27 protein-coding genes are annotated in these 22,949 nt (G+C 70.7%); 11 read left to right on the forward strand and 16 right to left on the reverse strand.

Annotated elements, in window-relative coordinates; translation table 11 throughout:
* Positions 1-116: 116 nt before the first annotated feature.
* Positions 117-1,043 carry an ABC transporter substrate-binding protein gene (locus tag QRX50_RS05255; RefSeq protein ID WP_285970833.1) on the reverse strand — a complete coding sequence of 309 codons (927 nt, stop codon included), beginning with the start codon at positions 1,041-1,043 and terminating at the stop codon, positions 117-119.
* Between the two features lie 136 nt (positions 1,044-1,179).
* Here QRX50_RS05255 and QRX50_RS05260 point away from each other — a divergent pair, with 136 nt between their 5' ends.
* Both QRX50_RS05260 and QRX50_RS05265 read left to right on the forward strand, forming a co-directional pair.
* Positions 1,180-1,878, forward strand: coding sequence for an ABC transporter permease (locus tag QRX50_RS05260; RefSeq protein ID WP_285970834.1), 699 nt, complete (start codon positions 1,180-1,182; stop codon positions 1,876-1,878).
* A complete protein-coding gene (locus QRX50_RS05265) occupies positions 1,875-2,585 on the forward strand; it encodes an ABC transporter permease (protein ID WP_285970835.1) in 711 nt (236 codons plus the stop codon). Before QRX50_RS05260 ends, QRX50_RS05265 begins: the two co-directional genes overlap by 4 nt.
* Here QRX50_RS05265 and QRX50_RS05270 read toward each other — a convergent pair.
* The 6 genes from QRX50_RS05270 to QRX50_RS05295 all read right to left on the reverse strand — a co-directional run bounded on the left by QRX50_RS05270 (position 2,582) and on the right by QRX50_RS05295 (position 7,425).
* The gene (locus QRX50_RS05270) at positions 2,582-3,982 is read right to left on the reverse strand and encodes an aromatic amino acid lyase (protein ID WP_285970836.1); all 1,401 of its coding nucleotides are present in this window, start codon (positions 3,980-3,982) and stop codon (positions 2,582-2,584) included. The two genes, QRX50_RS05265 and QRX50_RS05270, sit on opposite strands and share 4 nt — an antisense overlap.
* Positions 3,979-4,995 (reverse strand): ornithine cyclodeaminase family protein, encoded by a 1,017-nt coding sequence (locus QRX50_RS05275; protein WP_285970837.1) that lies wholly within the window; start codon positions 4,993-4,995, stop codon positions 3,979-3,981. Before QRX50_RS05275 ends, QRX50_RS05270 begins: the two co-directional genes overlap by 4 nt.
* The gene (locus tag QRX50_RS05280; protein ID WP_285970838.1) at positions 4,992-5,537 is read right to left on the reverse strand and encodes a YbaK/EbsC family protein; all 546 of its coding nucleotides are present in this window, start codon (positions 5,535-5,537) and stop codon (positions 4,992-4,994) included. The genes QRX50_RS05275 and QRX50_RS05280 overlap by 4 nt, the downstream gene beginning before the upstream one ends.
* A gap of 18 nt (positions 5,538-5,555) precedes the next feature.
* Complete coding sequence (locus QRX50_RS05285; RefSeq protein ID WP_285970839.1) at positions 5,556-5,849, reverse strand: DUF2516 family protein; 294 nt, start codon at positions 5,847-5,849, stop codon at positions 5,556-5,558.
* Between the two features lie 476 nt (positions 5,850-6,325).
* Positions 6,326-6,991: a hypothetical protein gene (locus QRX50_RS05290; RefSeq protein WP_285970840.1), complete on the reverse strand. Its 666-nt coding sequence runs from the start codon at positions 6,989-6,991 to the stop codon at positions 6,326-6,328.
* Positions 6,988-7,425, reverse strand: coding sequence for a helix-turn-helix domain-containing protein (locus QRX50_RS05295; protein WP_285970841.1), 438 nt, complete (start codon positions 7,423-7,425; stop codon positions 6,988-6,990). Before QRX50_RS05295 ends, QRX50_RS05290 begins: the two co-directional genes overlap by 4 nt.
* 109 nt (positions 7,426-7,534) lie before the next feature.
* Between QRX50_RS05295 and QRX50_RS05300 the strand changes: the two genes are divergently transcribed.
* Positions 7,535-8,710: a methyltransferase domain-containing protein gene (locus tag QRX50_RS05300; protein ID WP_285970842.1), complete on the forward strand. Its 1,176-nt coding sequence runs from the start codon at positions 7,535-7,537 to the stop codon at positions 8,708-8,710.
* A 124-nt stretch (positions 8,711-8,834) separates the two neighbouring features.
* Here QRX50_RS05300 and QRX50_RS05305 read toward each other — a convergent pair whose 3' ends face one another.
* The 3 genes from QRX50_RS05305 to QRX50_RS05315 all read right to left on the reverse strand — a co-directional run bounded on the left by QRX50_RS05305 (position 8,835) and on the right by QRX50_RS05315 (position 10,383).
* Positions 8,835-9,476, reverse strand: a complete 642-nt coding sequence (locus QRX50_RS05305; protein ID WP_285970843.1) for a P-loop nucleotide/nucleoside kinase family protein — start codon at positions 9,474-9,476, stop codon at positions 8,835-8,837.
* Between the two features lie 130 nt (positions 9,477-9,606).
* On the reverse strand, positions 9,607-9,963 hold the full coding sequence (locus QRX50_RS05310; RefSeq protein ID WP_285970844.1) for a TFIIB-type zinc ribbon-containing protein: 357 nt from the start codon (positions 9,961-9,963) through the stop codon (positions 9,607-9,609).
* A 60-nt stretch (positions 9,964-10,023) separates the two neighbouring features.
* Positions 10,024-10,383 (reverse strand): VOC family protein, encoded by a 360-nt coding sequence (locus tag QRX50_RS05315; protein ID WP_285970845.1) that lies wholly within the window; start codon positions 10,381-10,383, stop codon positions 10,024-10,026.
* An 86-nt stretch (positions 10,384-10,469) separates the two neighbouring features.
* Between QRX50_RS05315 and QRX50_RS05320 the strand changes: the two genes are divergently transcribed.
* A complete protein-coding gene (locus QRX50_RS05320; RefSeq protein WP_285970846.1) occupies positions 10,470-10,937 on the forward strand; it encodes a CGNR zinc finger domain-containing protein in 468 nt (155 codons plus the stop codon).
* Positions 10,938-11,176: 239 nt separating this feature from the next.
* On the opposite strand, the gene QRX50_RS05325 is transcribed toward QRX50_RS05320, so the two are convergent.
* Entirely contained in the window at positions 11,177-12,475 is a 1,299-nt protein-coding gene (locus QRX50_RS05325; RefSeq protein ID WP_285970847.1) for a DUF445 domain-containing protein, read from the reverse strand.
* A gap of 29 nt (positions 12,476-12,504) precedes the next feature.
* Here QRX50_RS05325 and QRX50_RS05330 point away from each other — a divergent pair, with 29 nt between their 5' ends.
* Positions 12,505-13,671, forward strand: a complete 1,167-nt coding sequence (locus QRX50_RS05330) for a pyridoxal phosphate-dependent aminotransferase (RefSeq protein ID WP_285970848.1) — start codon at positions 12,505-12,507, stop codon at positions 13,669-13,671.
* A gap of 388 nt (positions 13,672-14,059) precedes the next feature.
* Positions 14,060-15,502 (forward strand): hypothetical protein, encoded by a 1,443-nt coding sequence (locus QRX50_RS05335; RefSeq protein WP_285970849.1) that lies wholly within the window; start codon positions 14,060-14,062, stop codon positions 15,500-15,502.
* Between the two features lie 477 nt (positions 15,503-15,979).
* Here the strand turns inward: QRX50_RS05335 and QRX50_RS05340 are convergent, their stop codons facing one another.
* Positions 15,980-16,591: a TetR/AcrR family transcriptional regulator gene (locus tag QRX50_RS05340; protein WP_285970850.1), complete on the reverse strand. Its 612-nt coding sequence runs from the start codon at positions 16,589-16,591 to the stop codon at positions 15,980-15,982.
* A gap of 97 nt (positions 16,592-16,688) precedes the next feature.
* Between QRX50_RS05340 and QRX50_RS49390 the strand changes: the two genes are divergently transcribed.
* Entirely contained in the window at positions 16,689-16,928 is a 240-nt protein-coding gene (locus QRX50_RS49390) for an SDR family NAD(P)-dependent oxidoreductase (RefSeq protein WP_353074088.1), read from the forward strand.
* Positions 16,925-17,281, forward strand: a complete 357-nt coding sequence (locus QRX50_RS49395) for an SDR family NAD(P)-dependent oxidoreductase (RefSeq protein WP_353074089.1) — start codon at positions 16,925-16,927, stop codon at positions 17,279-17,281. The genes QRX50_RS49390 and QRX50_RS49395 overlap by 4 nt, the downstream gene beginning before the upstream one ends.
* 3 nt (positions 17,282-17,284) lie before the next feature.
* Here QRX50_RS49395 and yczR read toward each other — a convergent pair whose 3' ends face one another.
* Complete coding sequence (yczR, locus tag QRX50_RS05350; protein ID WP_285970851.1) at positions 17,285-18,739, reverse strand: MocR-like transcription factor YczR; 1,455 nt, start codon at positions 18,737-18,739, stop codon at positions 17,285-17,287.
* A gap of 61 nt (positions 18,740-18,800) precedes the next feature.
* Between yczR and yczE the strand changes: the two genes are divergently transcribed.
* Positions 18,801-19,442, forward strand: a complete 642-nt coding sequence (gene yczE / locus QRX50_RS05355) for a membrane protein YczE (protein ID WP_285970852.1) — start codon at positions 18,801-18,803, stop codon at positions 19,440-19,442.
* Here yczE and QRX50_RS05360 read toward each other — a convergent pair.
* Both QRX50_RS05360 and QRX50_RS05365 read right to left on the reverse strand, forming a co-directional pair.
* Positions 19,439-19,981, reverse strand: coding sequence for a Clp protease N-terminal domain-containing protein (locus tag QRX50_RS05360; RefSeq protein WP_285970853.1), 543 nt, complete (start codon positions 19,979-19,981; stop codon positions 19,439-19,441). The genes yczE and QRX50_RS05360 overlap by 4 nt on opposite strands.
* Positions 19,981-20,190 (reverse strand): sigma factor-like helix-turn-helix DNA-binding protein, encoded by a 210-nt coding sequence (locus QRX50_RS05365; protein WP_004559389.1) that lies wholly within the window; start codon positions 20,188-20,190, stop codon positions 19,981-19,983. The genes QRX50_RS05360 and QRX50_RS05365 overlap by 1 nt, the downstream gene beginning before the upstream one ends.
* Positions 20,191-20,276: 86 nt before the next feature.
* On the opposite strand from QRX50_RS05365, the gene QRX50_RS05370 reads away from it, so the two are divergent.
* Positions 20,277-21,050, forward strand: coding sequence for a PP2C family serine/threonine-protein phosphatase (locus tag QRX50_RS05370; protein ID WP_285970854.1), 774 nt, complete (start codon positions 20,277-20,279; stop codon positions 21,048-21,050).
* 60 nt (positions 21,051-21,110) lie between these two features.
* Positions 21,111-21,788, forward strand: a complete 678-nt coding sequence (locus QRX50_RS05375; protein WP_285970855.1) for a DUF998 domain-containing protein — start codon at positions 21,111-21,113, stop codon at positions 21,786-21,788.
* Position 21,789: 1 nt separating this feature from the next.
* On the opposite strand, the gene QRX50_RS05380 is transcribed toward QRX50_RS05375, so the two are convergent.
* Positions 21,790-22,818: a D-cysteine desulfhydrase family protein gene (locus QRX50_RS05380; protein WP_285970856.1), complete on the reverse strand. Its 1,029-nt coding sequence runs from the start codon at positions 22,816-22,818 to the stop codon at positions 21,790-21,792.
* Positions 22,819-22,949: the final 131 nt, after the last annotated feature.

The following is a 22,949-nucleotide window of genomic DNA, read 5'->3' on the forward strand; positions in this document are numbered from 1 at the left end:
ACCTTCGCACACGGTCCGATCGGGCACCGCGTCACCAGGGGTTTTCCCGCCGAGGGTCACACGGAAAACGGGCCGCCCGGAAAGTCCTGGACGGCCCGTTCACCCGCTGAAAACACTCAGGCGAGGCCCTGCTGCGTCAGCCAGTCCTTCGCGACGTCGGCAGCCGGGTCACCGTCGGAGTCCACGCGCTTGTTCAGCTCGCGCATCCCGTCGGTGGTCAGCTTCGCCGAAACGGCGTTGACCACGGCCGCGAAGTCGGCGCCACGCTCGTCGAGCACCTTCTTGTTCACCGCAGGCACCACGTTCTCCGTCGGCACGATCTGCAGGTCGTCCTTGAGCGCCACGTACTGCGGGTCGCCGACCAGCGGGCTCACCGAGTCGACCGGGATCACGGTCGCCGCGCCGGAGTTGAGCTGCTGCACGCGCGGCCCGGCTTCCTGCACGGTCTGGAACGAGGTGTTCGTCAGCTTGTAGACATCGGTGAAGCCCTTGTAGCAAGGCAGCCGCGACTCGCACTCCGGCGGCCCGGCCATGACGACCTTCGGCAGCTTCTTGAGGTCGCTGATGCTCGTGATGCCGTTGGCCTTCGCAAGGTCGGCCTTCATGATGTAGGTGTTCTTGTCCTCGGCCGCGGCGTAGTTCAGCAGCACGATGCCGTCCGGCGCGAACAGCTCCGTGAGCTGCTGGTGCTCACCGTCGGCCGTCTTCACCGCGTCCTTGCCGAACCCCGTGGTGATCGCCGCGCCCTGGTACTCGGGCAGGAACTGCAGCTCACCCGACTTGAGCGACGGGTAGATCAGCTCCCGCGAACCCAGGTTCAGCTTGCGCGTGACCGGGTAGCCCTTGGCCTCCAGCGCGGCCGCGTAGATTTCCGCCAGGATCTGGCTGTCGGTGAAGTTGAACGACGCGACGACGATCGGCGCCCCGCCCTTGCCCTGCGCGGCGGGCTGGCCGCTGTCGGAGCCCCCACCCCCACACGCGGTCAGGCCGAGCGCGGCCACCGCCACCAACGCGGCCACTCGGATGTTCCGGGTCCAGCGCACGTCCCCACACTCCTCGTGTCACGAACAGAGGATTGGACCCTAACGGTGAGCCAGGACAGAAACCACATTCCGGGAATCACCGCTGCCGAATCTCAACAACCGAAATCACCGCGCTCGAACGGGGTAACCTTCCGTGGTGCATGCGTCTTCGGTCACCCCGCTGCTCACTGAGAGCAGCCGGCCGATCTTCGAGTGGCGGTGGGTCGAGCGCAACGCCGACGCCATCGGCCAACGCCTTGGTGAACACATCGCCCTCACGGCCACGGCCCTGGGCATCGGCTTGGTGGTGTCGCTCGTACTGGCCACGCTGTGCCTGCGCTACCGCTGGTTCTACCCGTTGGTGCTGGGCACCGCGGGTGCCTTGTACGTGATCCCGAGCCTGGGGGCGTTCGCGCTGCTGGTGCCGTTCTTCGGGCTCACGTTCACCACGGCGGTGATCCCGTTGGCCACTTACACGCTGCTGATCCTGATCCGCAACATCGTCACGGGCGTGCAGCAGGTGCCCGCCGAGGTGCGCGAGGCCGCGATCGGGATGGGCTTCACCCGCGGGCGGCTGCTGTGGCAGGTGGAGCTGCCACTGGCGCTGCCCGTGGTGATCGCCGGCCTGCGCGTGGCCGCCGTGACCACGATCGGCCTGGTCACGGTCACGTCGCTGCTCGGCATGGGCGGGCTCGGGTACTTCATCCGCGCCGGCATCCAGACGACCACGCCGAACCCGAGCCCGATCATCGTCGGCGTGGTGCTGTCGGTGGTGCTCGCGGTGGTCGTCGACCTGTTGTTGTGGCTGAGCGAGCGCGCGCTCGCGCCGTGGGTGCGGAAGGTGCGGGCGCGATGAACGTCTTCACACAGCTGGGCGAGTGGCTCTCGGCGCCGAACCGCTGGAGCTGGACCGACCCCGCGGGTGTCCCGTACCGGACGGTGGAGCACCTGTGGTTCTCCGTGCTGTCGCTGGTGGTCGCGGCCGTGCTCACGATCCCGCTCGCGCTGTGGCTCGCGCACTACCGCCGCGGCGCGTTCCTCGCGAGCAGCGCCGTGAACATCGGCCGCGCGATCCCGAGCTTCGGCCTGATCATCCTGTTCTGGTTCCTGGCCAGCCGCTGGGGCGCGAACACGGACTTCTGGCCACTGCTGCTCGCGCTCGTCGGGCTGGCGCTGCCGCCGCTGTTCACCAACACCTACGCCGGGGTGGTGCAACTGGAGCAGGAGACGATCGACGCGGCGCGCGGCACGGGCTACCGCGAGTGGCAGATCATGCTGAAGCTGGAGCTACCGCTGGCCTCGCCCGTGATCGTGGCGGGTGCGCGCGTGGCGTTCCTGCAGCTGGTGGCGACGGTCGCGATCGGCGCCATCGTGAACGACGGCGGCGGCCTCGGCCGCTACATCGTCGACGGCTTCGCCGAAGGCGCCCAAGGCTACGGCGAGATCTTCGGCGGCGGGCTGGCCGTGATCATCCTGGCTCTGTTGTGCGAAGGGATCTTCGCGTTGCTGACGCGTTGGGCGACGCCGAAGGGGGTCGCGCTGCAGGCGGCTCGGCGCGACTAACGCAGGTCGTCGATCAGCCGCGTGATCTCCGGTCCCAGCGGCCGGTCCACCACAACCGGCGGCACGCGTTCGGCGACCCACGCGTAGAGCGGCTCCAGCGCGGGGGCGCCGTGGCCGCGCAGGTAGCGCGCCTGCGCGGCGGTGACCAGCTCGCACGCCGTGATCGCCGTCAGGTGGCCGAGCGAGTCCTCCAGCTCGGCGCCCGCGGCCCACGCGAACGCCTGCACGTCCTCCTGGCCGGCCGAGGTGTCGAGCGAACCGAGCGTGGCGGGCGCGGCCAGGCGGCGCAGCGCGTGCAGCTCGCCGACCGCGCGTTTGTGCAGCGGCACGAGACCCGCCTGCGGTCCCGGGTCCACGGCCAGCTGCGGTGGCAGGCCGCTGAACTGCGGGTCGAGCAGGCGGTGCAGCCGTTGCACGGAGATCTCCCCGGCGTGGACCAGCACGGCTTTGAGCGCGTCCATGCGGAAACCGAGCCCGGACGCGTGGTAGCCGGTCGTGGCGACGAACTCACCGTCTACAAAGGACGGCGAATCGGCCGGTGTGTCCCAGGAGATTCCCAGCTCGGCTTCGAGGTCGCCGGCCACCCGATCCAGCAGATCGAGCACGAGGGGGCCGACCCGGACCGAGACGGGCGCCTGCACCACGTCCGCGCGGGGTTCGGCACCCGCGATCAGCTCGCGGAACTCGGCCGGCGCGCCGTAGCGGTAGACCGAGTGCGGTGACCCGAGGACGTCGACGGCCATCGCGGCGCACTGCGTCTGCAGGTCGAGCAGCCTTCGTGCGCGGCGGCCGCAGACCCAGGCGTAGGCCTCGGCCAGCGGGGAGCCCTGGATCAGGCTCGCACCCTCTTTGGGGCCGAGCGTGAACGGGTCGACACCTCTTTGCGCCAGCGCGGTGGCGGCCGGCGTGAGCACGCCGTCCTCCAGCACCGAGCCCAGGCCGGTGAACGTCTGGAACGTGTGCGCCAGCGGGATGATCTCGCCGGCGCTGCCCAGGCCGCCACGCGGGACGGCGGGGAGGAACCCGTCGTTGAGGCGGTCGGCGAGGAACGTCACCAGTTCCGGGCTCACCGCCGCTTCGGAGCGCAGGAACCCGCGCAGGCGCATCAGCAGCAACGCGCGGGTGAGCTCCGGGGCGAGCCACGGCGGGCCGCCGACGGCGCGGCCGACCAGGAGATTGTGCTGGTGTTCGGCCTGCTGGGCGGCGGTGAGCTTGATGCCCGCGAGGCGGCCCATGCCGGTGTTGACGCCGTAGATCGGTCCGTCGGCGGCGTCGAGCGCGGCCAGCATGGCGGCGCGGTTTTCTTTGACGCGCCTCAGCAGGTCGGGGTGGAGTTCCAGGGGTTCCCCCGGCTCGCTGCCGGCCGTCAGGACGTCGGCGGGCTCCCGGACGATCATCGGTACGGCAGCATCGTGCCGACGTCCGCCGCTTCGGCACGCTGCAGGATCAGGTGCGCGACGGCGACGTCCGTTGTGGACAGTCCGCGGTGCCAGAAGAGGATGCGCTCGTCGTCGCTCTCACGGCCGGGACGGTTGCCCGCGACGATGTCGCCGATCTCGGCGTGCACGCCGGTTTCGGTGAGCAGCCCGGCGTTGAGGTGCGGTCGCAGCGCGCCGAAGCGGGGGTTGCCCGACTGCGACTCGCGCCAGTTGTCGACCACGACCTTGTCCACGGCGTCGAGCAGTGTGAGTTCGAGGGCGCTGATGGTGCCGTAGGGCACGAGGAACGCACCGGGCCGGAGAAACTCCTTGCGCACCAACGCTTCCGGCTCGGTCAGGCGAGAGGCTTCCACGAGCACGTCGGCGCCGTCGAGCGTTTCGGCGGCGGTTTCGCAGACGCGGACTTCCTTGCCGAGGTGCTCGGTCAGCCGTTGCGCGAAGCCTTCGCGGGACTCGGGGCGCTTACTGGTCACGCGGATCTCGTCGAAGTCGAACAGCGAGTCGAGCAGCACCACGTTCCACCACGCCGTGCCGCGCGCGCCGACGTGGCCGAGCACCTTCGAACCGGGCCGCGCCAGGTGTTTCGCGCCGACGGCCGTCATCGCGCCCGTGCGGGCCTCGGTGATCATGGTGCCGTCGACGATCGCGCGCGGCATGCCTGTGTCGGGGTCGAGCAGGAGGATCAGGGCCATCTCGCTGGGCAGGCCGCGTTCGAAGTTGCCGACGAAGTCGCCGACCACCTTCACGCCGCTGACCTGCTTGGCCGAGAGGTGGCCGCGCAGGATGTTGAAGTGGCCCTTGCCGCCGTTGTCGGGCACGAGGTGCGTGCGCGGCTCGAACACGACCTCGCCACGGCCGTGGTCGGCCAGCACGTCCTCGACGGCGCCCACGATGTCGGCGTTGGTGATGCCAAGGGAGTCGATGTTCTCGCCGGTGAGGTAGCGCAGCCAGACCGAGTGCGGCACAGTCACCGTGCGAGGTCCTCGATGACCTCGGCGCCGGGCAGCGTCTGCAGGGCGGCGCCGGAGATGAGGAGCTTGCTGCCGCGGATGCCGCTGCCGATCACGAGCTCCGGCGCGGCGGCGACGCGGGCGTCGATGAGGATCGGCCATTCGGCGGGCAGGCCGACGGGGGTGATGCCGCCGTACTCCATGCCGGTGAGGGACACGGCTTCGTCCATGGGCGCGAAGGAGGCCTTGCGCACGTCGAGGCGGCGCTTGATCACGCCGTTCACGTCGGCGCGAGTGGTGGCGAGCACCAGGGCCGCCGCGAAGCGCACCTCGCCGGCGCGCTTCCCGGCGACGACGACGCAGTTGGCCGACGCGTCGAGGGGCGAGCCGTACGTCTCGCAGAAGGCCGCGGTGTCCGCGAGCTCGGGGTCGATCTCCGTGACGCCGACCGCGTCGGGCTCCGCGAGGGCGGCGAGCGCCTTCGCGACGGGTTCGGCCAGCAGGTCGGTACGGGTGGGCGCGGGGACGACCGTGAGGCTCCCGGCGATGGTCCAGGTGGTCACACAGTTGAATCTACGCGGCTACCAGTTGCGGTTGCCCCGCTGCACCTCGATGAGCCGCGGCCGCACATCCACGATGTACACGAGAGCGGCGGCCATCGCGGGCACCCAGAAGATGAACCCGGGGCCCTGGACGTCGAACAGGACCATCGCGAGCGTGGCACCGCCGGTGATCAGCATCCAGATCGGCTTGGTCCTGCGGTCGGCCGCCTGGTACGCGTCAGAGCGCTGCAGCAGCGCATGAACGAAGGCGAAGAGCCCGACCAAGGCGCTGCCCCAGTGGATGACCCTAAGGATCCAATCGGCAACCAGCACGCGTGCCAGCTTACGGCAAACCACCCAACGCGCCCGTGGCCCGGCACTTCACGGGCGCTCCGGTCCGGGGGGGGTGTGACCTAGTTCTCTGTTGTGGCGGAGGGGTTGCGTTCGGGCGCGTGGTTCGGGTTGGCGTGGCGGGCGGTGAAGTCGCTCTTCGGGCGGGCTTTCGGCGCACGGCGGGCTTCCGCTGCCCGGAGGCTGCGGTGGTCGTGGGGCGTTGGGGAAGCCGGCTTGGGTCGTTGCCGGTCTTGGTGCTCGACTCGGCGCAGGGCACCACCCGAAGGCTGCGGCAGTCGGCGGCGCCCGCACATTCTCGGCTCTCGCGAGCTCGGCGCTCGCTTCGGGCGGCGCCGCGAACGGGAGGCAGACTCCCGCTGTTGCCGACTCCACCAGCCGTACCGCGAAAGCCCGCTCCCCGGCGGCCGGCCCTGTCGGGGCGGCGCGCCGGGGAGCGGGCGGTGTCGTGCTCGGGCTTACTTCTCGGTCTTCGGCGCGGCGGCCGGCTTCTTCGCGACCGTCGTGGTGGTGCGGCGGGCGGGCGAAGCGGTCTTCGGCGCCGTGCGGTTGGCGGTCTTGCGGGCGACCGAGCGGGTCTCGTGGGCGAGGTCGTCGCCGAGCTCCTCGACCGCTTCGGCGGTCTCGTCGGCGACCTCGGTCACCTTGCGGGCGGCCTTCTCGCCGGCGGAGCGGGTGCGCTTGGTGACCTTGGCGAGCACGCCGTCGACGCGCTCGCGGGTCTCGCCGGCCAGGCCGTCCACGCGCTCCTGCGCGCTGGTCAGCGCGTCCTCGAGCTGGTCGAGGGCCTTCTTCACCTGCGGCTGCGCGGAGATCTTGTCCCAGGTCTGCTCGCCGGACTCGGCCAGCTTGTTGTAGAGCTTGAGCGCGGCCTCGGTGTACTCGTCGATGACCTTGCGCAGCTCGGCCGGGTCGAGCTTGCCGCGAAGGCTCTCGACGTCGGTGGGCAGCTCTTCGAGGTTCTTGCGGGCGTTCTCGCCGCTCTTGCGGGCCTTCGCGACCGCGTCGGTCACTGCCTGGCTCGCGAGGTTGCCGGCGCCGAGCGCGGCGAGCAGCGGGGTGCGGACCTGGTCGATGGCGGTGCTGACGGCCTTGCGGACGTCCTCGGTCTTGGGCGTGGTCATGCCGACTCCTCTGTGGTGTCGATGGTGGTCTTGGTGGTCGGTGGCTCAGCGGGCGTGCCGGCGGCGTTCTCCCGCCGGAAGGACTCGTAGACGTCGAGCAGAACCTGCTTCTGCCGCTCGGTCAGCACGGTGTCGGCACGAATCGCGTCGCCGACCGGGCCGCCCGTGGGCACGTCGAGGATTCCTGCCTGCACGTAAAGCGCTTCGGCCGAAATCCGCAGACCTTTGGCGATCTGCTGCAGGATCTCCGCGCTGGGTTTGCGGACCCCGCGCTCGATCTGGCTCAGGTACGGATTGGACACGCCGGCGAGCTTCGACAACTGGCGCAACGAAATCTTCGCCGAACTCCGCTGCTGGCGGATGTACTCGCCGATGTCGGAGGCGATGTCCGCGACCTTCTCGATCGGGTTCTGGGTCCCGCCGGGTTCTGTCATCCGGTCACCTCCTCGCGACACTTCCGACCGTACGCGGACGTGCTAGCTATTGCAAGCACTCTGCTTGCACCATGGGGTGTGCTTCCGCTCACCCGGCTACGGTGGTCCCATGGCGACTCAGCGGTTGCGCCGCAGGCTGGTCAAGCACCTGGTCGAGGAGGACGTGCTGCACGACCCGAAGTGGGTCGAGGCCTTTCGCAGCGTGCCGCGCCACGTGTTCCTGCCGCGGTTCTTCACCCGCGTCGACGAGGGCTGGGCGGCTGTCGGCCGTGACGACCCCGGGTGGCTGGAGCGGGCCTACTCCCCCGATGTGCTGGTGACGCAGCTCGACGACGACTCGTCCCTGTGGGAGAAGGCCCGGCGCGAGGGGCCGATCGAGGGAGTGCCGACGAGTTCTTCGAGCATGCCCTCGATCATGGCGATCATGCTCGAGGAGCTGCGCGTGGGGGACGGGCAGCGCGTGCTGGAGATCGGGACCGGCACCGGGTACAACGCGGCCTTGCTGAGCCATCGTTGCGGGTCCGGTTCGGTGTCCACTGTGGACGTCGATGCGGGGCTGGTCGCGGCTGCGCGCGGGCGCCTGCAGGAGGCGGGGTACGCGCCGTCGTGCGAGGTCGGTGACGGGGCGCTGGGATTTCCGGCAGGGGTCATGTTCGATCGGGTGCTGTGCACGGCTTCGGTTTCTTCGGTGCCGCCGGCTTGGCTCGAGCAGACGGTGCCGGGCGGGTTGGTCGTGACGACATTGAATCGGCCGTTGGGCGCGGGGCTGGTTCGGCTGGTCGCCGGCTCGGGCGCCACCGGCCGCGGACGGGTTCTGGCTCGCGACGGTCGTTTCATGCCCCTGCGGGCGCACCGCCGTCCGGCTCCGGCTGCCCTGCCTTCGCCGGCTTCGGCGGACTGGCGGCCGACACAGCTGCCCATCGACTTGGTGCTGAAGCCGCGCCTGAAGTTCGAGTTCTTCGCCTCCTTGGAACTCCCGGGCGTCCACCCGGTCCGCGAACTCCCCGACGGCTCGACCGACCCGATCTCCTCGGGCGACCCCCACGCGGGCGCCTTCGCCCTCACCCACCCCGACGGCTCGTGGGCGCGCTTCCGCACCAGCGGCGACACGTTCGAAATCGCCCAAGGCGGCCCCCGCGGCCTGTGGGACCTCGCCGAGCGTGCCCTTGTCCTGTGGAACTCCCTGGGCCGCCCGGAGCGCGACCGCTTCGGGCTGACCGTGGACGGTTCGAGGCAGGAGTTCTGGCTGGATGAGCCGGATGGGCTGCGCTGGGAGTTGAGCTAGGTCGGACCCAGGGGTGTTGGTTGCGCCCTGTGGACAAGTCGTCAGGTTCGGGGCGCTGTGGACAACCGCTGGGCCCGACTCAACCGGCGAGGGCCGCCGCCGGTGCACGCGAGCCAGGTCCGACCTAAACCACCCCCGCTGGGCGGCTCGCGGTCAGGTTCGACCTGACCCATTTCTCCACCCGAGTGACCACGTCATCGAGCGAGGCGACGGTGGTGTCGAGGTGCGGAACCTGGGTGCGGATCCGCTGGTTGAACTCGAGCATCTCGTCGATGCGCGGCTCGTCCCATTCACGCCACGCGGGGCGGGCGCGCAAGCGTTTGCGGAGGGCTGCGTCGCCGGCGACGAGGGCGAGGTAGTGCACGTCGGAGAAGAAGGCGCGTTCCGGCAGGGGCCCGAGTTCCTGCGGCGCGACGGTGCCGCACAGGACGACCGGCCGGCCGTTCTGGTGCAACATCGCCGCCATGCGGAGCCAGGCCGCGCGGAAGGCCTGGGTGTCGTCGCGGAGGGCGCCGGTCCACAGGACGTCCTGCTCCAGCACCACCGCATCCCCGGCCAGCCGCGCCGCCAGCGCCGGGCCGACGGTGGACTTGCCCGCGCCGCTCGGACCCGTGAGCGCGAACAGCGGCAGCCGCCGAAACGGCCACCGGTGTCCACAGAGGACACACTCCAGCACCGCGCCCTCGACCCGCGGAAGGTCGGCCCGATCACCGCACGCGGGACAAATCCGCAGGTCGAGGGCAGGTACCGGATCGAGAGCGGGCACCGGGCCCGAGACCGGAACGAGGGCCGGTCTCAGACCTGTGCCGGGCCCCGCATCAACGGGCGGCACCTCGCGCGTCCCGCCCGGACCCGGCGCCGAGCCTGGGCCGCTTACCGGATCGACGGTAGGCAACTCAGTCGAACAGGTTCTCGAGGAAGCTGCGTTTTCGGTGACCGTGCGGGCGAGGTGAGTCGGCGTACCCGCGATGGCCGCCACCCCCGTAGGGCCGCGGCGAGTCCGAGTACCCGCCACCGCCGTAGGGCTTGGGCGAGTCCGAATACCCACCACCTCGGTACGGCCGCGGCGAGTCCCCACCCCGGTACGGGCGCGGCGAGTCCGCTCGCCCGTAGCGCGGCGGCGGTGACTGCGCGCCGCCGTAGTACGAGCTCTCGGCTCCGGCGATCTGCTCCAGCTCACCGTGGTCCAAGAAGATCCCCCGGCACGCCTCGCACTGTTCGATGTGGATGCCGTTCTTGTCGACGGTCCGCATCCGGTTCTGACACTTCGGACAAATCACGCAGCCGAGACTACGCAGATTCCGCTCGGCGCGTCAGCAGGCGCACAGGCAGAACGGGTGACCCACCGGATCGGCGTAGACGCGGAAGGTCGAGGGCGAGTCGTCGAGCAGCTTGGCACCCAGGGAAAGCACGCGGGTGTGCGCGGCTTCCAGGTCGTCCACGTCCAGGTCGAGGTGCGCCTGCTGTGGCCGCTCCACCGAGGGCGCGCGGTAGTCCGCCACCTGCTGGAACTCCAGGCGCGCGCCGCCAGCCGGGTTGACGAGCCGGGCCCAGTCGCCGTCCGCGTGCACGTCAGGTTCGGGCCAGTCGAGCACCGCGCGGTAGAAGCCGGCGAGCGCGGCCGGGTCCGGGCAGTCGAAGACGGTCGAGCCGAACGTCGGAACAGCACCCATGACCGCGACTCCCTCCAGTAACCAGTATTCGGAGTATGGGAGTTATCAGCCGACGAAGCAACCACCCTCGCTCGTACACTGGTTGCGTGCACACCGACGCGACCCTGGTGGTGGACTTCCTCAACACCGTCGACATCGAGCGCGGCGAGGACCTGCTGGACGACCCCGGGCTGTGGCAACGCTGGTCCGCCCAACGCGGCGTTTCCCCGGGTAACGCGGACGAAGCCCGAGCCATCCGCGACGCGCTGCGCGCCGCCGCCGGAGATCCGCGGCTCCCCGTGGACCAGCTCGAAGTCCCGCTGACGTTCTCACTGAACAGCCAGGGCCCGCAGCTCCTGGGGACAACCGCCGTCTCCGCGGTACTGGTCGCCGCCACCCGGCTCGCCATCCGCGGCGACTGGGTCCGGCTCAAGATCTGCCCCGCCGACGACTGCCTCGAAGCCTTCTACGACGAGTCCCGCAACCGCTCGCGCACGTGGTGCTCCATGCGCGTCTGCGGCAACCGCGAGAAGGCTCGAACCTGGCGCGCCCGCGCGACGGGTGTGCACAACTGAGGGCCTGTGGACAACTCGTGCACAGCCACCAGATATGCACGTGCAGACGCATCGGATCCCCACACCTTGTGGATGGTCGTTAGGCCAGATCCGTGAAAAGTTGTGGATAACCCGGGGGATAACTCAGCTTCCTGTGGACAACTGGTTTGAAGGCCCCCCGGGTGTGGTATACGCACTGGCTGCGCATGTGCAGCGACGCTCTGGCACCCAGGCCCGGCGAAAATTACGAAATGCCCAGATCAGAACAGCAACTGCGCCACCGTGTAGATCACCAGCCCGGCCAGCGCGCCCACCACCGTGCCGTTGATGCGGATGAACTGGAGGTCGCGCCCGACCTGCAGCTCGATCTTCCGCGACGTCTCCTCGGCGTCCCAGCGCTCGACGGTGTCGGTGATGATCGTGGTGATCTCCTTCGAGTAGTTCTTCACCAGGTACGCCGCGGCGCCCTCGACCCAGCTGTCCACCTTCGACGCCAGCGAATCGTCGGTGATCAGCCGCTCGCCCAGTGACTGCAGGCCCGCGCGCACGCGCCGGCGCAGCTCGCTCGACGGGTCCTCGGCGGCGTTGAGCAGCATCTCCTTGGCCGTGGCCCACGCGTTGCCGATCAGCCTCTGCACCTCGTCGTGGTGCACGATCTGGCTCTTGACCTGCTCGGCTCGTTCCATGGTCTTCGGGTCGTTCTGCAGGTCCTGCGCGAACTCGCCGAGGAACTTGTCCAGCGCCAGGCGCATCGGGTGGTTCACGTCCGTCTTCACGGCCCACGCGAACGACAGCACCTCGCCGTAGACCTTGTCCGCCAGCATCTCGTCGACGAACTTCGGCGACCAGCTCGGCGCGCGGTCGGAGACGACCCGCAGCATGGCCTGGTGGTTGTCGCGCACCCACTCGTACGCGCGGTCGCACATCAGGTCCACGAGCTTGTGGTGCGCGCCGTCCTCGAACACGCCCTCGAGGATCTTGCCCAGCGGCGGGCCCCACGGCCGGTCGATGATGCGCTTGACCACGGCTTGTTCCATGATCGCCTGCACGTCTTCGTCGCGCAGCACCGTCACGGCGCCGCGCACGACCGTGGCCAGCTCCGACGTCACGCGCTCGGCGTTGTCCGGCTGCGAAAGCCAGCCGCCGAGGCGACGCGAGATCTCGACGCGCTTGAGCTTGTCGCGGATCACGTCCTCGGAGAGGAAGTTCGAGCCGACGAAGTCGCCCAGGCTGTTGCCGAGCTGGTCTTTTTTGTTCGGGATGATCGCCGTGTGCGGGATCCGCAGGCCCATCGGGTGGCGGAAGAGCGCGGTGACGGCGAACCAGTCGGCGAGCGCGCCGACCATGCCCGCTTCGGCCGCCGCCTTCACGTAGCCGACCCACGCGGGCCAGCCTGCCGACTCCGCCCAGCTCGTGAGCAGGAAGACGACCGTGGCGCCGAGGAGGAAGGACAGCGCGACCTGCTTCATCCTCCGCAGGCCGCGCCGTTTTTCCGCTTCACCGGCGGCGCCACCGGGCGGGTCTGCGGGCGTGACCTTGGCTGGGGTGAGTTGCTCCACGACGCCATTGTCCGTGAGGATGCGTTTTCGTGCGTGAACCAGCTCTCGTCCCCCGCCTCCGCCCCTTCACCGCGACGATCTTCGCCGAGATGACGGCGCTGGCCGTGAAGCACGGCGCCGTGAACCTCGGCCAGGGTTTTCCCGACACCGACGGGCCCGCCGGCATGCTCGAAGCGGCGAAGAATTCCCTGTTCGGCGGCGACAACCAGTACCCTCCGGGGCCCGGCCGGCCCGAGCTGCGCGCCGCCATCGCGCGCCACCGGCTGCGCTACGGCACCGAGTACGACCCGGACACGGAAGTCCTGGTCACGGCGGGAGCGACCGAGGCGATCACGGCCGCGCTCATCGCACTGACGGAGGCCGGCGACGAGGTGATCGTGGTCGAGCCGTACTACGACTCCTACGCCGCGGCCGTCGCCATGGCCGGCGCCCAGCGGCGCGTGATCGGCCTGGTCGAGACGCCCGACGGGCACCTCGAGCTCGACCTCGACGCCCTGCGCGACGCCATCACGCCGCGCACCCGCGCCGTGCTGCTGAACTCGCCGCACAACCCGACCGGCACCGTGTTCTCGCGCGCGCAGCTGGAGGCCGTGGCGGCACTGTGTGTCGAGCACGACCTCATCGCGGTGACCGACGAGGTCTACGAGCACCTCGTGTTCGACGACGCGGTCCACCTCCCGCTCGCCACGCTGCCCGGCATGCGCGAGCGGACGGTGTCGATCTCCAGCGCCGGCAAGACGTTCAACTGCACCGGCTGGAAGATCGGCTGGGTCTGCTCGACGCCCGAACTGGTGGCCGCGGTGAAAGCGGCGAAGCAGTTCATCACGTTCGTCTCGGGCGGGCCCCTGCAGCCGGCGGTGGCATACGCGCTGGACCACGAGCTGCCGTGGGTCGAGGAACTGCGGACGAGCCTGCAGGACAAGCGCGACCGGCTGTCGGCGGGACTCGCGGACGCGGGTTTCGCCGTTCGCCCCAGCAGCGGCACGTACTTCGTGACGGCCGACGTCCGCCCGCTCGGGTTCACCGACGCCGCCGAGCTGGCGTGGGAGCTGCCCGAACGCGTCGGCGTCGCAGCCGTGCCCGTGAAGGTGTTCACAGATCACCCGGACGAGTGGAAACATCTGCTGCGTTTCGCGTTCTGCAAGCGGAACGAAGTCATCGACGAGGCGGTCGGACGATTGCGCCGACTCGTCTGACCACTGCGGTTACCGAATCACCAGTTGCGACGCGGTTACGCTCCAGGTTTTATTGACGGCGCGTTGGTGAAACGATACTGAGAGTATGTTTTCGGGGCGAAACATCAGGTCAACGGCCTTGCACGGGTCCGCCCGGATGGCCGCAGAGGGTCCGGTCGGGCACACGCTCAGTGATCAACTTCGGCCGACCGGACACCGAAGCCGGTAAGTCCGTTCCGCCTTACGGGGTGGATCGAACGCAGGGAAGATGAAACACTCGCGACCGGTGCTAGAAAGAGTGCAGCCCCGGGGGAACTGCGACCTGGCCGGAGAAGAACCCCAGTTGGATCAGTCTCGTGCGGCAGCCGCATGAGCTTCAGGCGCGGACGGTGGTGGTGGTGTGAGCGACATGGCAGCCGCACGCACCGGCACACCACTCGTGAGCAGCGCTGATCCCGGATCGGCTCCCGCCGTGGTGGCTTCCGCGCTTCCGCCTGCCGGCGCTCCGGCGACGGGCTCGGGTTCGAGTGGCCTCGCTTCGGTGCGGCGGCCACGGCCGTGGGCGGCCCCGTTGGCGAGGCCGGCCGCGCGGATCGCGCTGGCGGGCGGGTTGACGTTGGCCGGGTGGCTGCTCGGCGCGTTGGTCGCCGGGGCCGGCGCGGAGGCGGCGGAACAGCCGCACGGGGACGCGTCGGGGAACACCGTGGCGACCGCGCCGGGGCACACCGGGCGTACCGGGCAGGCTCGGGAGCACCGCCGAGAGCCACGCGGACATCCTTGGCACGGTGTTTCGACCGGGTCCACTGCGGACTCGGGTGCTGCGGGAACTTCGGGTGGCGGCACGGATTCGGCTAGCACTTCGGGCGAGGCCGTCGGCTCGGACGCCGCCGCGCCGAGCGCTTCCGACACGAGCGCGTCGGACCAGGCCGCGACGCCCGCCATTTCCGATGACAGCACCGACTCCGCTGCCACGACCGGCGCGAGCCAGAGCGGCGACACCGCCGGCCCCGCCCAGGTCGTGCCCGACGGGTCAGGCGCAGCGAAGCAGCACGAGACCGGCGACTGCGACGGGACCCCCCACAGCGCGACCGACCAGACCACCACCGACACCACGGCGACCGACCCCGCCACGGCTCCCGGCACCACCGGCACCACCGATACCGAAGCGCCGCTGCGCGTCACACCGTCGCAACACGGTGGGCTGCTGGGCGGGTTGCTCGGGGGCGTGCTCGGGCTGGTCGGCAACACGGTGCACTCGATCACCGGCGTGGTCGGGACCGTGGGCGACGTCGGGGAAACCGTGCTGCCGCCGGTAACGACGGTGCCGGGTGGCGAATACGCGCCGCCGTTGATCCCGATCGGCGATGTGCTCGGGCCGGTGTTCTCGGGTGGGACGGTGAGCGGCGGGGTCACGGCGACCGTGCCCGAGCCGGCGGTCCAGCCCGGTGCAGTGGTGAGCGCCGAGGTGCCGGTGGTCGTGCCGCAGCCGGCGCCGGTGACCGTGCCGAAGGCGGCCGGTCTGGTGCACTACCCGAGTGTCGCGCACCTGATTCCCGTGCAGCAGCGCGGCACCGGCGCGCAGCACACGAACAACGAGAGCTCCCACGTCGGCGTCACAGGTGGCGGCGGCAGTGGGGGCGGCGGTGGCCTGCCCGCGGCGCCCAGCGCGCCCGTCGCGCCGACCACCACCGCCAACCCGGGCCACGACGGCCCGGGCGGCGCACGGCAGCCGTTCGGCGTCGTCGGGGACAGCGTGACCACCACGCAGCTCAAGCTGATCGGCGTCAGCCGCGACCACGAGGTCGCCGGCGCGGGCAGGGAAGCAGCCCTGCCCACCACCTCCCCGGACTGACCGGCACCCGGTCCACCGGGGAGAGCCACGTCCAAACCAAGATCAACTTCTTGGAGCGCGCGCCCGTTCGCTGCGCCTGGCTCACCCTTTCGCACCAATCATTCGACATGTCATTCAGCAAGGGGCGATCCATGCGTACGACCAGCCTTCCCGACCGGCCGACCGCGCCCGGCCGGATCGGGTCCTGGTCCCGGCGCCGCGCTGCCCCCGCGGCGCCGGGACCCACAACGGGCGTGCTCCGGAGGTTCCCGCTCACCGCGCCGAGCGGGAACCTGCGCCAACCGAAGCCCGCCTGAGCCGTCGGCGCTTCCCGGCACGTCGAGGGGCTGTGCCGGGAAGCCGCCGCGGCGCCCGCTCTGAACGGAGCGGGTGACGAACAGCCGGTGCGCCGGATGCGACCACCACCATCCCTGGAGTGGTTGGAACATCCGGCGCACCGGCTGTTTATCGTTTGCGGGGCGAAAAAATGCCGCGCCGTCAGTCCTGGGGAGCCGGGATCGCCTTCATCGCCACGTCCACCACCCGCTGCAGGTCCGCGCGCGAAGCGCCCGCGACGGCGTGGACGGCGAGGCCCTCGCCGACGGTCATGACGTAGCGCGCGAGGTCGTCGGGGTTGTCGGAGGCCGACAGGTCGCCGTCGGATACTGCGCGGCGGAAGCGGGTGAGCAGGGCCTCTTCGCCGGCCCGGCGGGCGCGCGCCACGGCGGCGCTGATGTCCGCGTTCTCGGGTGCGGACACGAGTCCACTTTGGACCGTGAAGCAGCCCGGCGGGCGGCCGGGGGTGGTGACCGCGTCGGCGCAGGCGTGGAGGTACCGCGAGGCCACGGAGTGGGCGGTGGGGGCCGCGAGGGCGTCGTACGCGTAGGCCAGGTCGCGGTGGAGGTAGCGGTCGAGGGCGAGCCCGTACAAGTCCGCTTTGTTGCCGAAGGCCGCGTACATGCTCGTGCGCGTGATGCCCATCGCGGCGGTCAGGTCGGTGAGCGACGCGCCCTCGTAGCCCTGGTTCCAGAAGACCTCGATGGCGCGGTCGAGGGCGACGTCCGCGTCGAAGGCGCGCGGGCGGCCGACGTGCCGCTTCGAAGTTTCCACGAACCCCAGCCTACCCGTTCCATACCGATCGATACACAACTGTGCTAGCGTTCATTAAGAACCGATCAGTACATAAATATGTGAAGGGTACGAGGCTGTGGGAGAGTTCGACGGCAAGACGGCAGTGATCACGGGCGGCACGACCGGCATCGGCCTCACGGCGGCGCAACGGCTGGCCGCGGAAGGCGCGTACGTGTTCATCACGGGCAGGCGCAAACCCGAGCTCGACGCGGCGGTGGCGTCGATCGGGAACGCGACGGGCGTGCAGAGCGACGTCTCGAAAGCCGCCGACGTGGATCGGCTCTACGACGAGGCCTCAACGACGGCGCGTCCGTGATCCTCCCCGGCTCCACCGCGGCGGTGAAAGGCGACGAGGGCGCGGGCGTCTATGCGGCGAGCAAGGCCGCGGTGCGCTCGTTCGCGCGCACGTGGGCCAACGAACTCAAACACCGCCGGATCCGCGTCAACGCCATCGCGCCCGGTCCGATCGAGACGCCCAGCGTCCGCGGCGCGTTCAGCGATCCGCAGCAGCCCGAGCAGTTCAAGGAGTTCTTCTCCGCCCTGGTTCCCTTGGGCCGCATGGGAAGCACCGACGAAATCGCCGACGCCGTGCTGTTCCTGGCGTCGAGCCGGAGCAGCTTCGTCACCGGCTCGAACCTGAACGTCGACGGCGGCTTCACGCAGATCTGAAACTCAGGTCACCGGCACGTTCGCCGCCGGCACGTCCGCGTAACCGCGCACCGACTCGACGGCCAGGCTCAGCCGCCGCACGGCCTCCAGCAGCTGGTCGGGCGGCAGGCCGAACGGCAGGCGCAGCCAGCGTTCGAGGCCGCCGTGCACGCCGAAGCGCGAGGCCGGCGCCAGCTGCACGCCGTGGTTCGCGGCCGAGACGGCCAGGCGCGTGCTCATCGGTTCCGGCAGACGGCACCACAGCGACAGGCCGCCGGCCGGGACCTCGAACGTCCACTCAGGACAGTAGGCGTGCACGGCGTCGATCAGGGCATCGCGCTGCAGCCGGAAATCCACCCGCCGCTGGGCCAAGGCGGCATACCCCTCCGGCTCAAGCAGCGAAGCCAGCACCAGCTGGTCGAACACCGGCGCCCCCAGGTCCACGGCGAAGCGGGACGACAGCAGCCGGTCGAGCAGCTCGGCCGACGCGCGGATCCAGCCCAGCCGCAGCCCGCCCCACTGCGACTTCGCGGCCGAGCCGACCGTCAGCGCCAAGTCCCCCGCGAAGGCGGCCAGCGGCGGCGGCGCGTCGAGCGGATCACCCTCGTAATCCAGCTCCACCAACGATTCGTCGACGACCACGGGCGTGCGCGAGCGCGCGAGGAGGCCGCCGAGGCGTTCGCGGCCGGCGGCGTCGAGGCGCAGGCCCGTGGGGTTCTGGAAGTCGACGACGAGGTAGGCGAACCGCGGCGAGGCCTGGCGCAGCGCGGCCTCGATGCCGGTGAGGTCCCAGCCGCGCACAGGGTCGAGCGCCACCGGCACGGGCAACGCGTGGGCGGCGCGCACGGCGTCGATCGCGTTCGGGTACGTCGGCTGCTCCACCAGCACGCGGTCGCCGGGGCCGGCCAGCATGCGCAGGCACAGCACGAAAGCCGAGTACGCGCCGGCCGTCAGCATCACCTGGTCCGGAGTCGTCGGCAGGCCGCGCGCGGTGTAGCGCTCGGCGATCCGCTCGCGCAGCAGCGGCAGGCCGCCGGTGAGGTAACCGTTGCCGCTCAGGTGCTCCACGAGGTCGCGCCGCGCGGTGTCGACGGCGTTGATCAGGCCGGGCAACGCGGGTGGCGCGGCCCGGGCCAAGTCGATCAGACCGGCGCGTTCGTGCTGGGCCGGCGCGGCCGAGCGGTGGCCGGCACCGGAGATCCACGAACCGGCGCCGCGACGGCTGGCGACGACACCGGTGGAACGCAGCCGGTCCAGCGCCGCGCCGATGAGCGTGCGGCTGACTCCGAGGGCGTCGGCGAGCTCGCGCTCCGCGGGCAGCCGGGTGCCGATGGGGAGCTGGCCGTCGAGCACTTGCAGCTCGACGGCCGCGGCCAGATCCGCCGCGCCCTGCCGGGAGCCGCGACGGCGCCACTCCCCCAGCAACACGGCCAATCGGGTGCCGGAGACACGGCTCCCCAGCGGAAGATGCGAACTCATAAGACCAATTATCCGACATTGGCCATGGATTACCAGTCCACTTGTCGCCGATAGTGGAGAAGTGGCAGTTGTCGACCTCAGTCCCCTCAGCGTCCGCCGAGCGCCCGTCCGCCGTGGTGCCCAGCTCCTGGCCGGTCTCGCGCTCTACGGCGCCAGCATGGCCATGCTCACCCGCGCCCACCTCGGCCTCGACCCGTGGGACGTGCTCCACGAAGGCATCACCAAGCTCACCGGCCTGAGCTTCGGCACGGTCACGGCCATCGCGTCGGTGTTCGTGCTGCTGCTGTGGATCCCGCTACGCCAGCGGCCCGGCATCGGCACCGTGGCCAACGTCGTGGTGATCTCCGTGACCGTCGACGCCGTCCGCGCGGTGCTGCCCGACCAGCACGCGCTCGCCTTGCAAATCCTGCTGCTCGTCGGCGGCGTGGTGCTCAACGCGGTGGCCACCGCCGTCTACGTCGGAGCCCGCCTCGGCCCCGGGCCGCGCGACGGGCTGATGACCGGCCTCACCGCGCGTACCGGTTGGTCGGTGCGGCTGGTGCGCACCGGGATCGAGGTGACCGTGCTCGCCGTCGGCTGGCTGCTCGGCGGCACCTTCGGCGTCGGCACCGTGCTCTACGCGCTTACGATCGGACCGCTCACGCAGGCCCTGTTGCCGCTGGTCACGTGGCGGACCGGGCGCCGCGAAGAGCAGCAGCACTAGCTCGCCTCCCGCTGCGCGACCACACGGCGCACCGACACGTAGTCGACGCCGTGGGCGGCCAGCAGGTCGGGCACCGGGCCTTTCTGCTGCACCAGCGCGAGCAGCAGGTGCTCTTGGCCCAGGTGCTTGTCCCCCAGCTTCACGGCTTCCCGCAGGCTCAGCTCCATCGTGCGTTTCGCGTCGGCGGCGAACGGGATGTGGCCCCGTTTGGCGCGTCTGCCACCCCCGGCGAGCGCACCGGGGCCGTGGGTCTCCTCGATGCGTTCCACGATCTGCTCCACGTCGATGCCGAACTCGGTGAGCGCGGCGACGTCGGCGTCGCTGATCCCGCCCCGCCGGCGGATGCGGTCGAGCTCGGCCAGCACGTCTTCCCGCGACACGCCGAGCTCCTGCAGCAACCGCAGGCCGGCGCCGTTTTCCGTGCGGGCGAGCCCGGTCAGGACGTCGGTGAGCTCGATCTGCCGCGCGCCGGTTTCGCGCGCCACGATCTGGGCCTCGACCACGGCCAGCCGCGCGTCGATTGTGAACCGTTCGAACATCAGTGCCTCCCGTACTTCTTGTGGACGGCCTGCCGGCTGACCCCCAGCTCGGCGGCGATCTCCTGCCAGGACCAGCCGTGCACGCGGGCGCTGCGCACCTGCACGGCTTCGAGTTGTTCGAGGAGCCGACGAAGCGCCGCGACCGCGCGAAGCCCCACTCGGGGATCACGGTCGCCCGCCCTCGCGGCCAGGTCTGTTGCTTCCGTCATGATGTCAATCTAGGTTGACACCACCACGTCTGTCAACCGAAGTTGACAGGCCGGTCTCGGTCAGCCGTTCGGGTTAGCATCGGGTGATGCCCGAGATCGCGATCGCGGAGCGCGCGGGAGTAGGCGCGGACGGCCTGCCTCGCGCGAGCGAAGACCACGTCGTGGTGCTGGACAACGCCGTGCTGCTGCTGGACGGCGCCACGTCACCGAGCCCTGACCTGCCGCCCGGCGGCTGGTACGCGGACCTGCTGGTGCGCCGGCTGGCGGACGAGCTGAGAGAAAGTCCCAAGGAGGATCTCGCCGTCGCGCTGGCGTCGTCCATCGCCGGCGTCGCGGCGGAGCACGGGCTGGAGCCCGGGCACTCGCCGTCGAGCACCGTGTCGATCCTGCGCTGGGACGCGGCCGAGGTCGAATCCCTTGTGCTGGCGGACAGCCCGGTTGTCGCGTTCGGACAGTTCGGGGTCGACGTGGTGGCCGACGACCGTCTGGTCTCCCTGCGCGACGGCGGCCTGCTGCAGACCGGCGCCGACGTCCGGCGCCGCCGCAACGCCGAAGGCGGCTTCTGGGTCGCCGAAGCCGACCCCGCGGCGGCGTCGAAAGCCGTGCGGCGCTCGTGGCCACGCCCTGAGGTCGACGCCGTGCTGCTCGCCACCGACGGCGTGTCCACCGGGGTCGACGACTACGGCCTCTTCGGCTGGCCCGACGTCCTGCGTCTCGCTCGGGTGAACGGCCCGAACGCCGTGCTCGACGCCGTGCGAACCGCGGAAACGCAGGATCCCGACGGTTCACGCTGGCCGCGCGCGAAGCGGCACGACGACCAGGCGCTGGTGCTCGCGGAATTCACCGGCGAAGCCGAATAGGGGTCGAATTCAGGGTTATCCCGGATCACGGATCGCCCGCGGCCCGCGACGCTGGGGACCATGGGGATTTCACGGGGGCTGCGGATCTGGCGGATGGGCGCGCTGGTGGCGATCGGGTGGGGGCTGTTCACGATCACCCTGATGCACGTGATCAGCTCGCACGACCCGATCCACGACACGTTGTCCAGCTACACCACCACCGACCCGGGCCTGCTGAGCGCGAGCGTGCTGGCGCTCGCCGTCGGTTCGCTCGCCGTGCTCGGCTGCCTGGCGGCCGGCGGCGTGCCGCTGCCGCGGACCACACGGGTGCTGCTTTCGTTGTGGGCCTTGGGGTTGGCGACGGCCGCGGTGTTCCCGGCGAGCTACCCGCCGCGCCCGGATCTGGCCAGCGGCGAGATCCACCTGTACTCGTGCGTGGTGGCGTTCGCGAGCCTGCCGGCCGCGGCGCTGACGTTGCTGGAACCGTTGCGCGGCACGGCCGAGCGCGCGGTGGTGGCGCGGTGGCTGCGGTTCGGGGTGGCCGTTCTGGTGGTGTTCGGCGTGAGCTTCCTGTTCGCCCGCCTCGACGAAGCCGGGCTGCCGGTCCACACCGTCACCGAGCTGCTGCCGGCCGGGGCCACGCAACGCCTGATGCTCGTCGCCGACGTCGTGCTGCTGCTGGGCCTGATCCGCGTGGCGGTGCGGGTCGACGCCACCCGCACGGCGGCCGAACTGCAACCGGCCACCGCGCGGGACTGACTCACTCCTGCATCGCGGCGACGAACTCCGGCGCGTAGCCGTACAGCCCGGGCAGGCCGCCGGTGTGCACGAACACCACCGTCTCCTCCGGGTCGAACCGGCCGGCCGCGGCCCATTCGACGAGCGCGGCGGCGGCCTTGCCGGAGTAGACCGGGTCCAGCACCACGCCTTCGGTGCGGCCGAACAGCCGCAGCGCGCCCCACGTCGAGGGCGCCGGGATGCCGTAGCCCTCGCCCATGGTGGAGTCGCTCATGCGCACGTGGTCGAGCGACGGCGTGTCGACGCCGAGCAGCTGCGCGGCTGACGTGACGAGGTGTGTGAGGTTGTCGGTGGCCTCGTCGAGCGGGTGGCTCACACAGGCGAAATCGGCGCCGAGGTTGCCGAGCATCGCCGTGCCGAGCGCGAGGCCGGCGGAGGTGCCGCCGCTCGCGTGGGGCGCGACGATGCGCGCGCTGCCGATGCCGAGCGCCGAGAGCTGCTGTGCGAGCTCGTGCGTCGCGGAGACGTAGCCGAGGGTGCCGAGCGCGTCGGACCCACCGACGGGGACGGTGAAGACCTTGCGGCCCTCATAATCGGCCGACGCGAGCAGCTCTTCGTAGGTGCGCTCGGCTTCTTCGACGGTGGCGCAGATGTGCAAGCGGGCGCCGAAGAGCAGGTCGAGTGGGATGTTGCCGGAGTGCTCGTAGGCCTCGCCCTCGCGCGGCACCTTCGCCGTCAGCACGAGCTCGCAGCGCAGCCCGAGCCGCGCGCACGCCGCCGCCGTCTGGCGTCCGTGGTTGGTCTGCAGAGCCCCGAAGGTGATCACCGTGTCGGCGCCGGCGGCGAGCGCCGCGCCGAGGTGGAAGTCGAGTTTGCGCAGCTTGTTGCCGCCGACGCCGAGCGGGTGGACGTCGTCGCGCTTGAGCATCAGCCGCGGCAGCCCGAGCGCCTCGCCCAGTCGCGGCGCCGCCAGCAGCGGCGTCGGTCCGGTGCCGAGCCCCGCCCGCGGGAACGCGTCGAAAACGGGAAACCGGTCGAAGTCGAACGTCATCGATCCTCCGTGGTGCTGGGGCGGGTCTCGGGGGTAATCGTCGGCCTCGGGCCGGGCGGCTGTCGAACCAGGCAGCCGGAATCACAGTCCGGTGGTAACGTTCGTTCGAACGAACGAGAACCCCGGGGGTG

Origin of the sequence: Amycolatopsis sp. 2-15, assembly GCF_030285625.1 — a bacterium.
Lineage (GTDB): Bacteria > Actinomycetota > Actinomycetes > Mycobacteriales > Pseudonocardiaceae > Amycolatopsis > Amycolatopsis carbonis.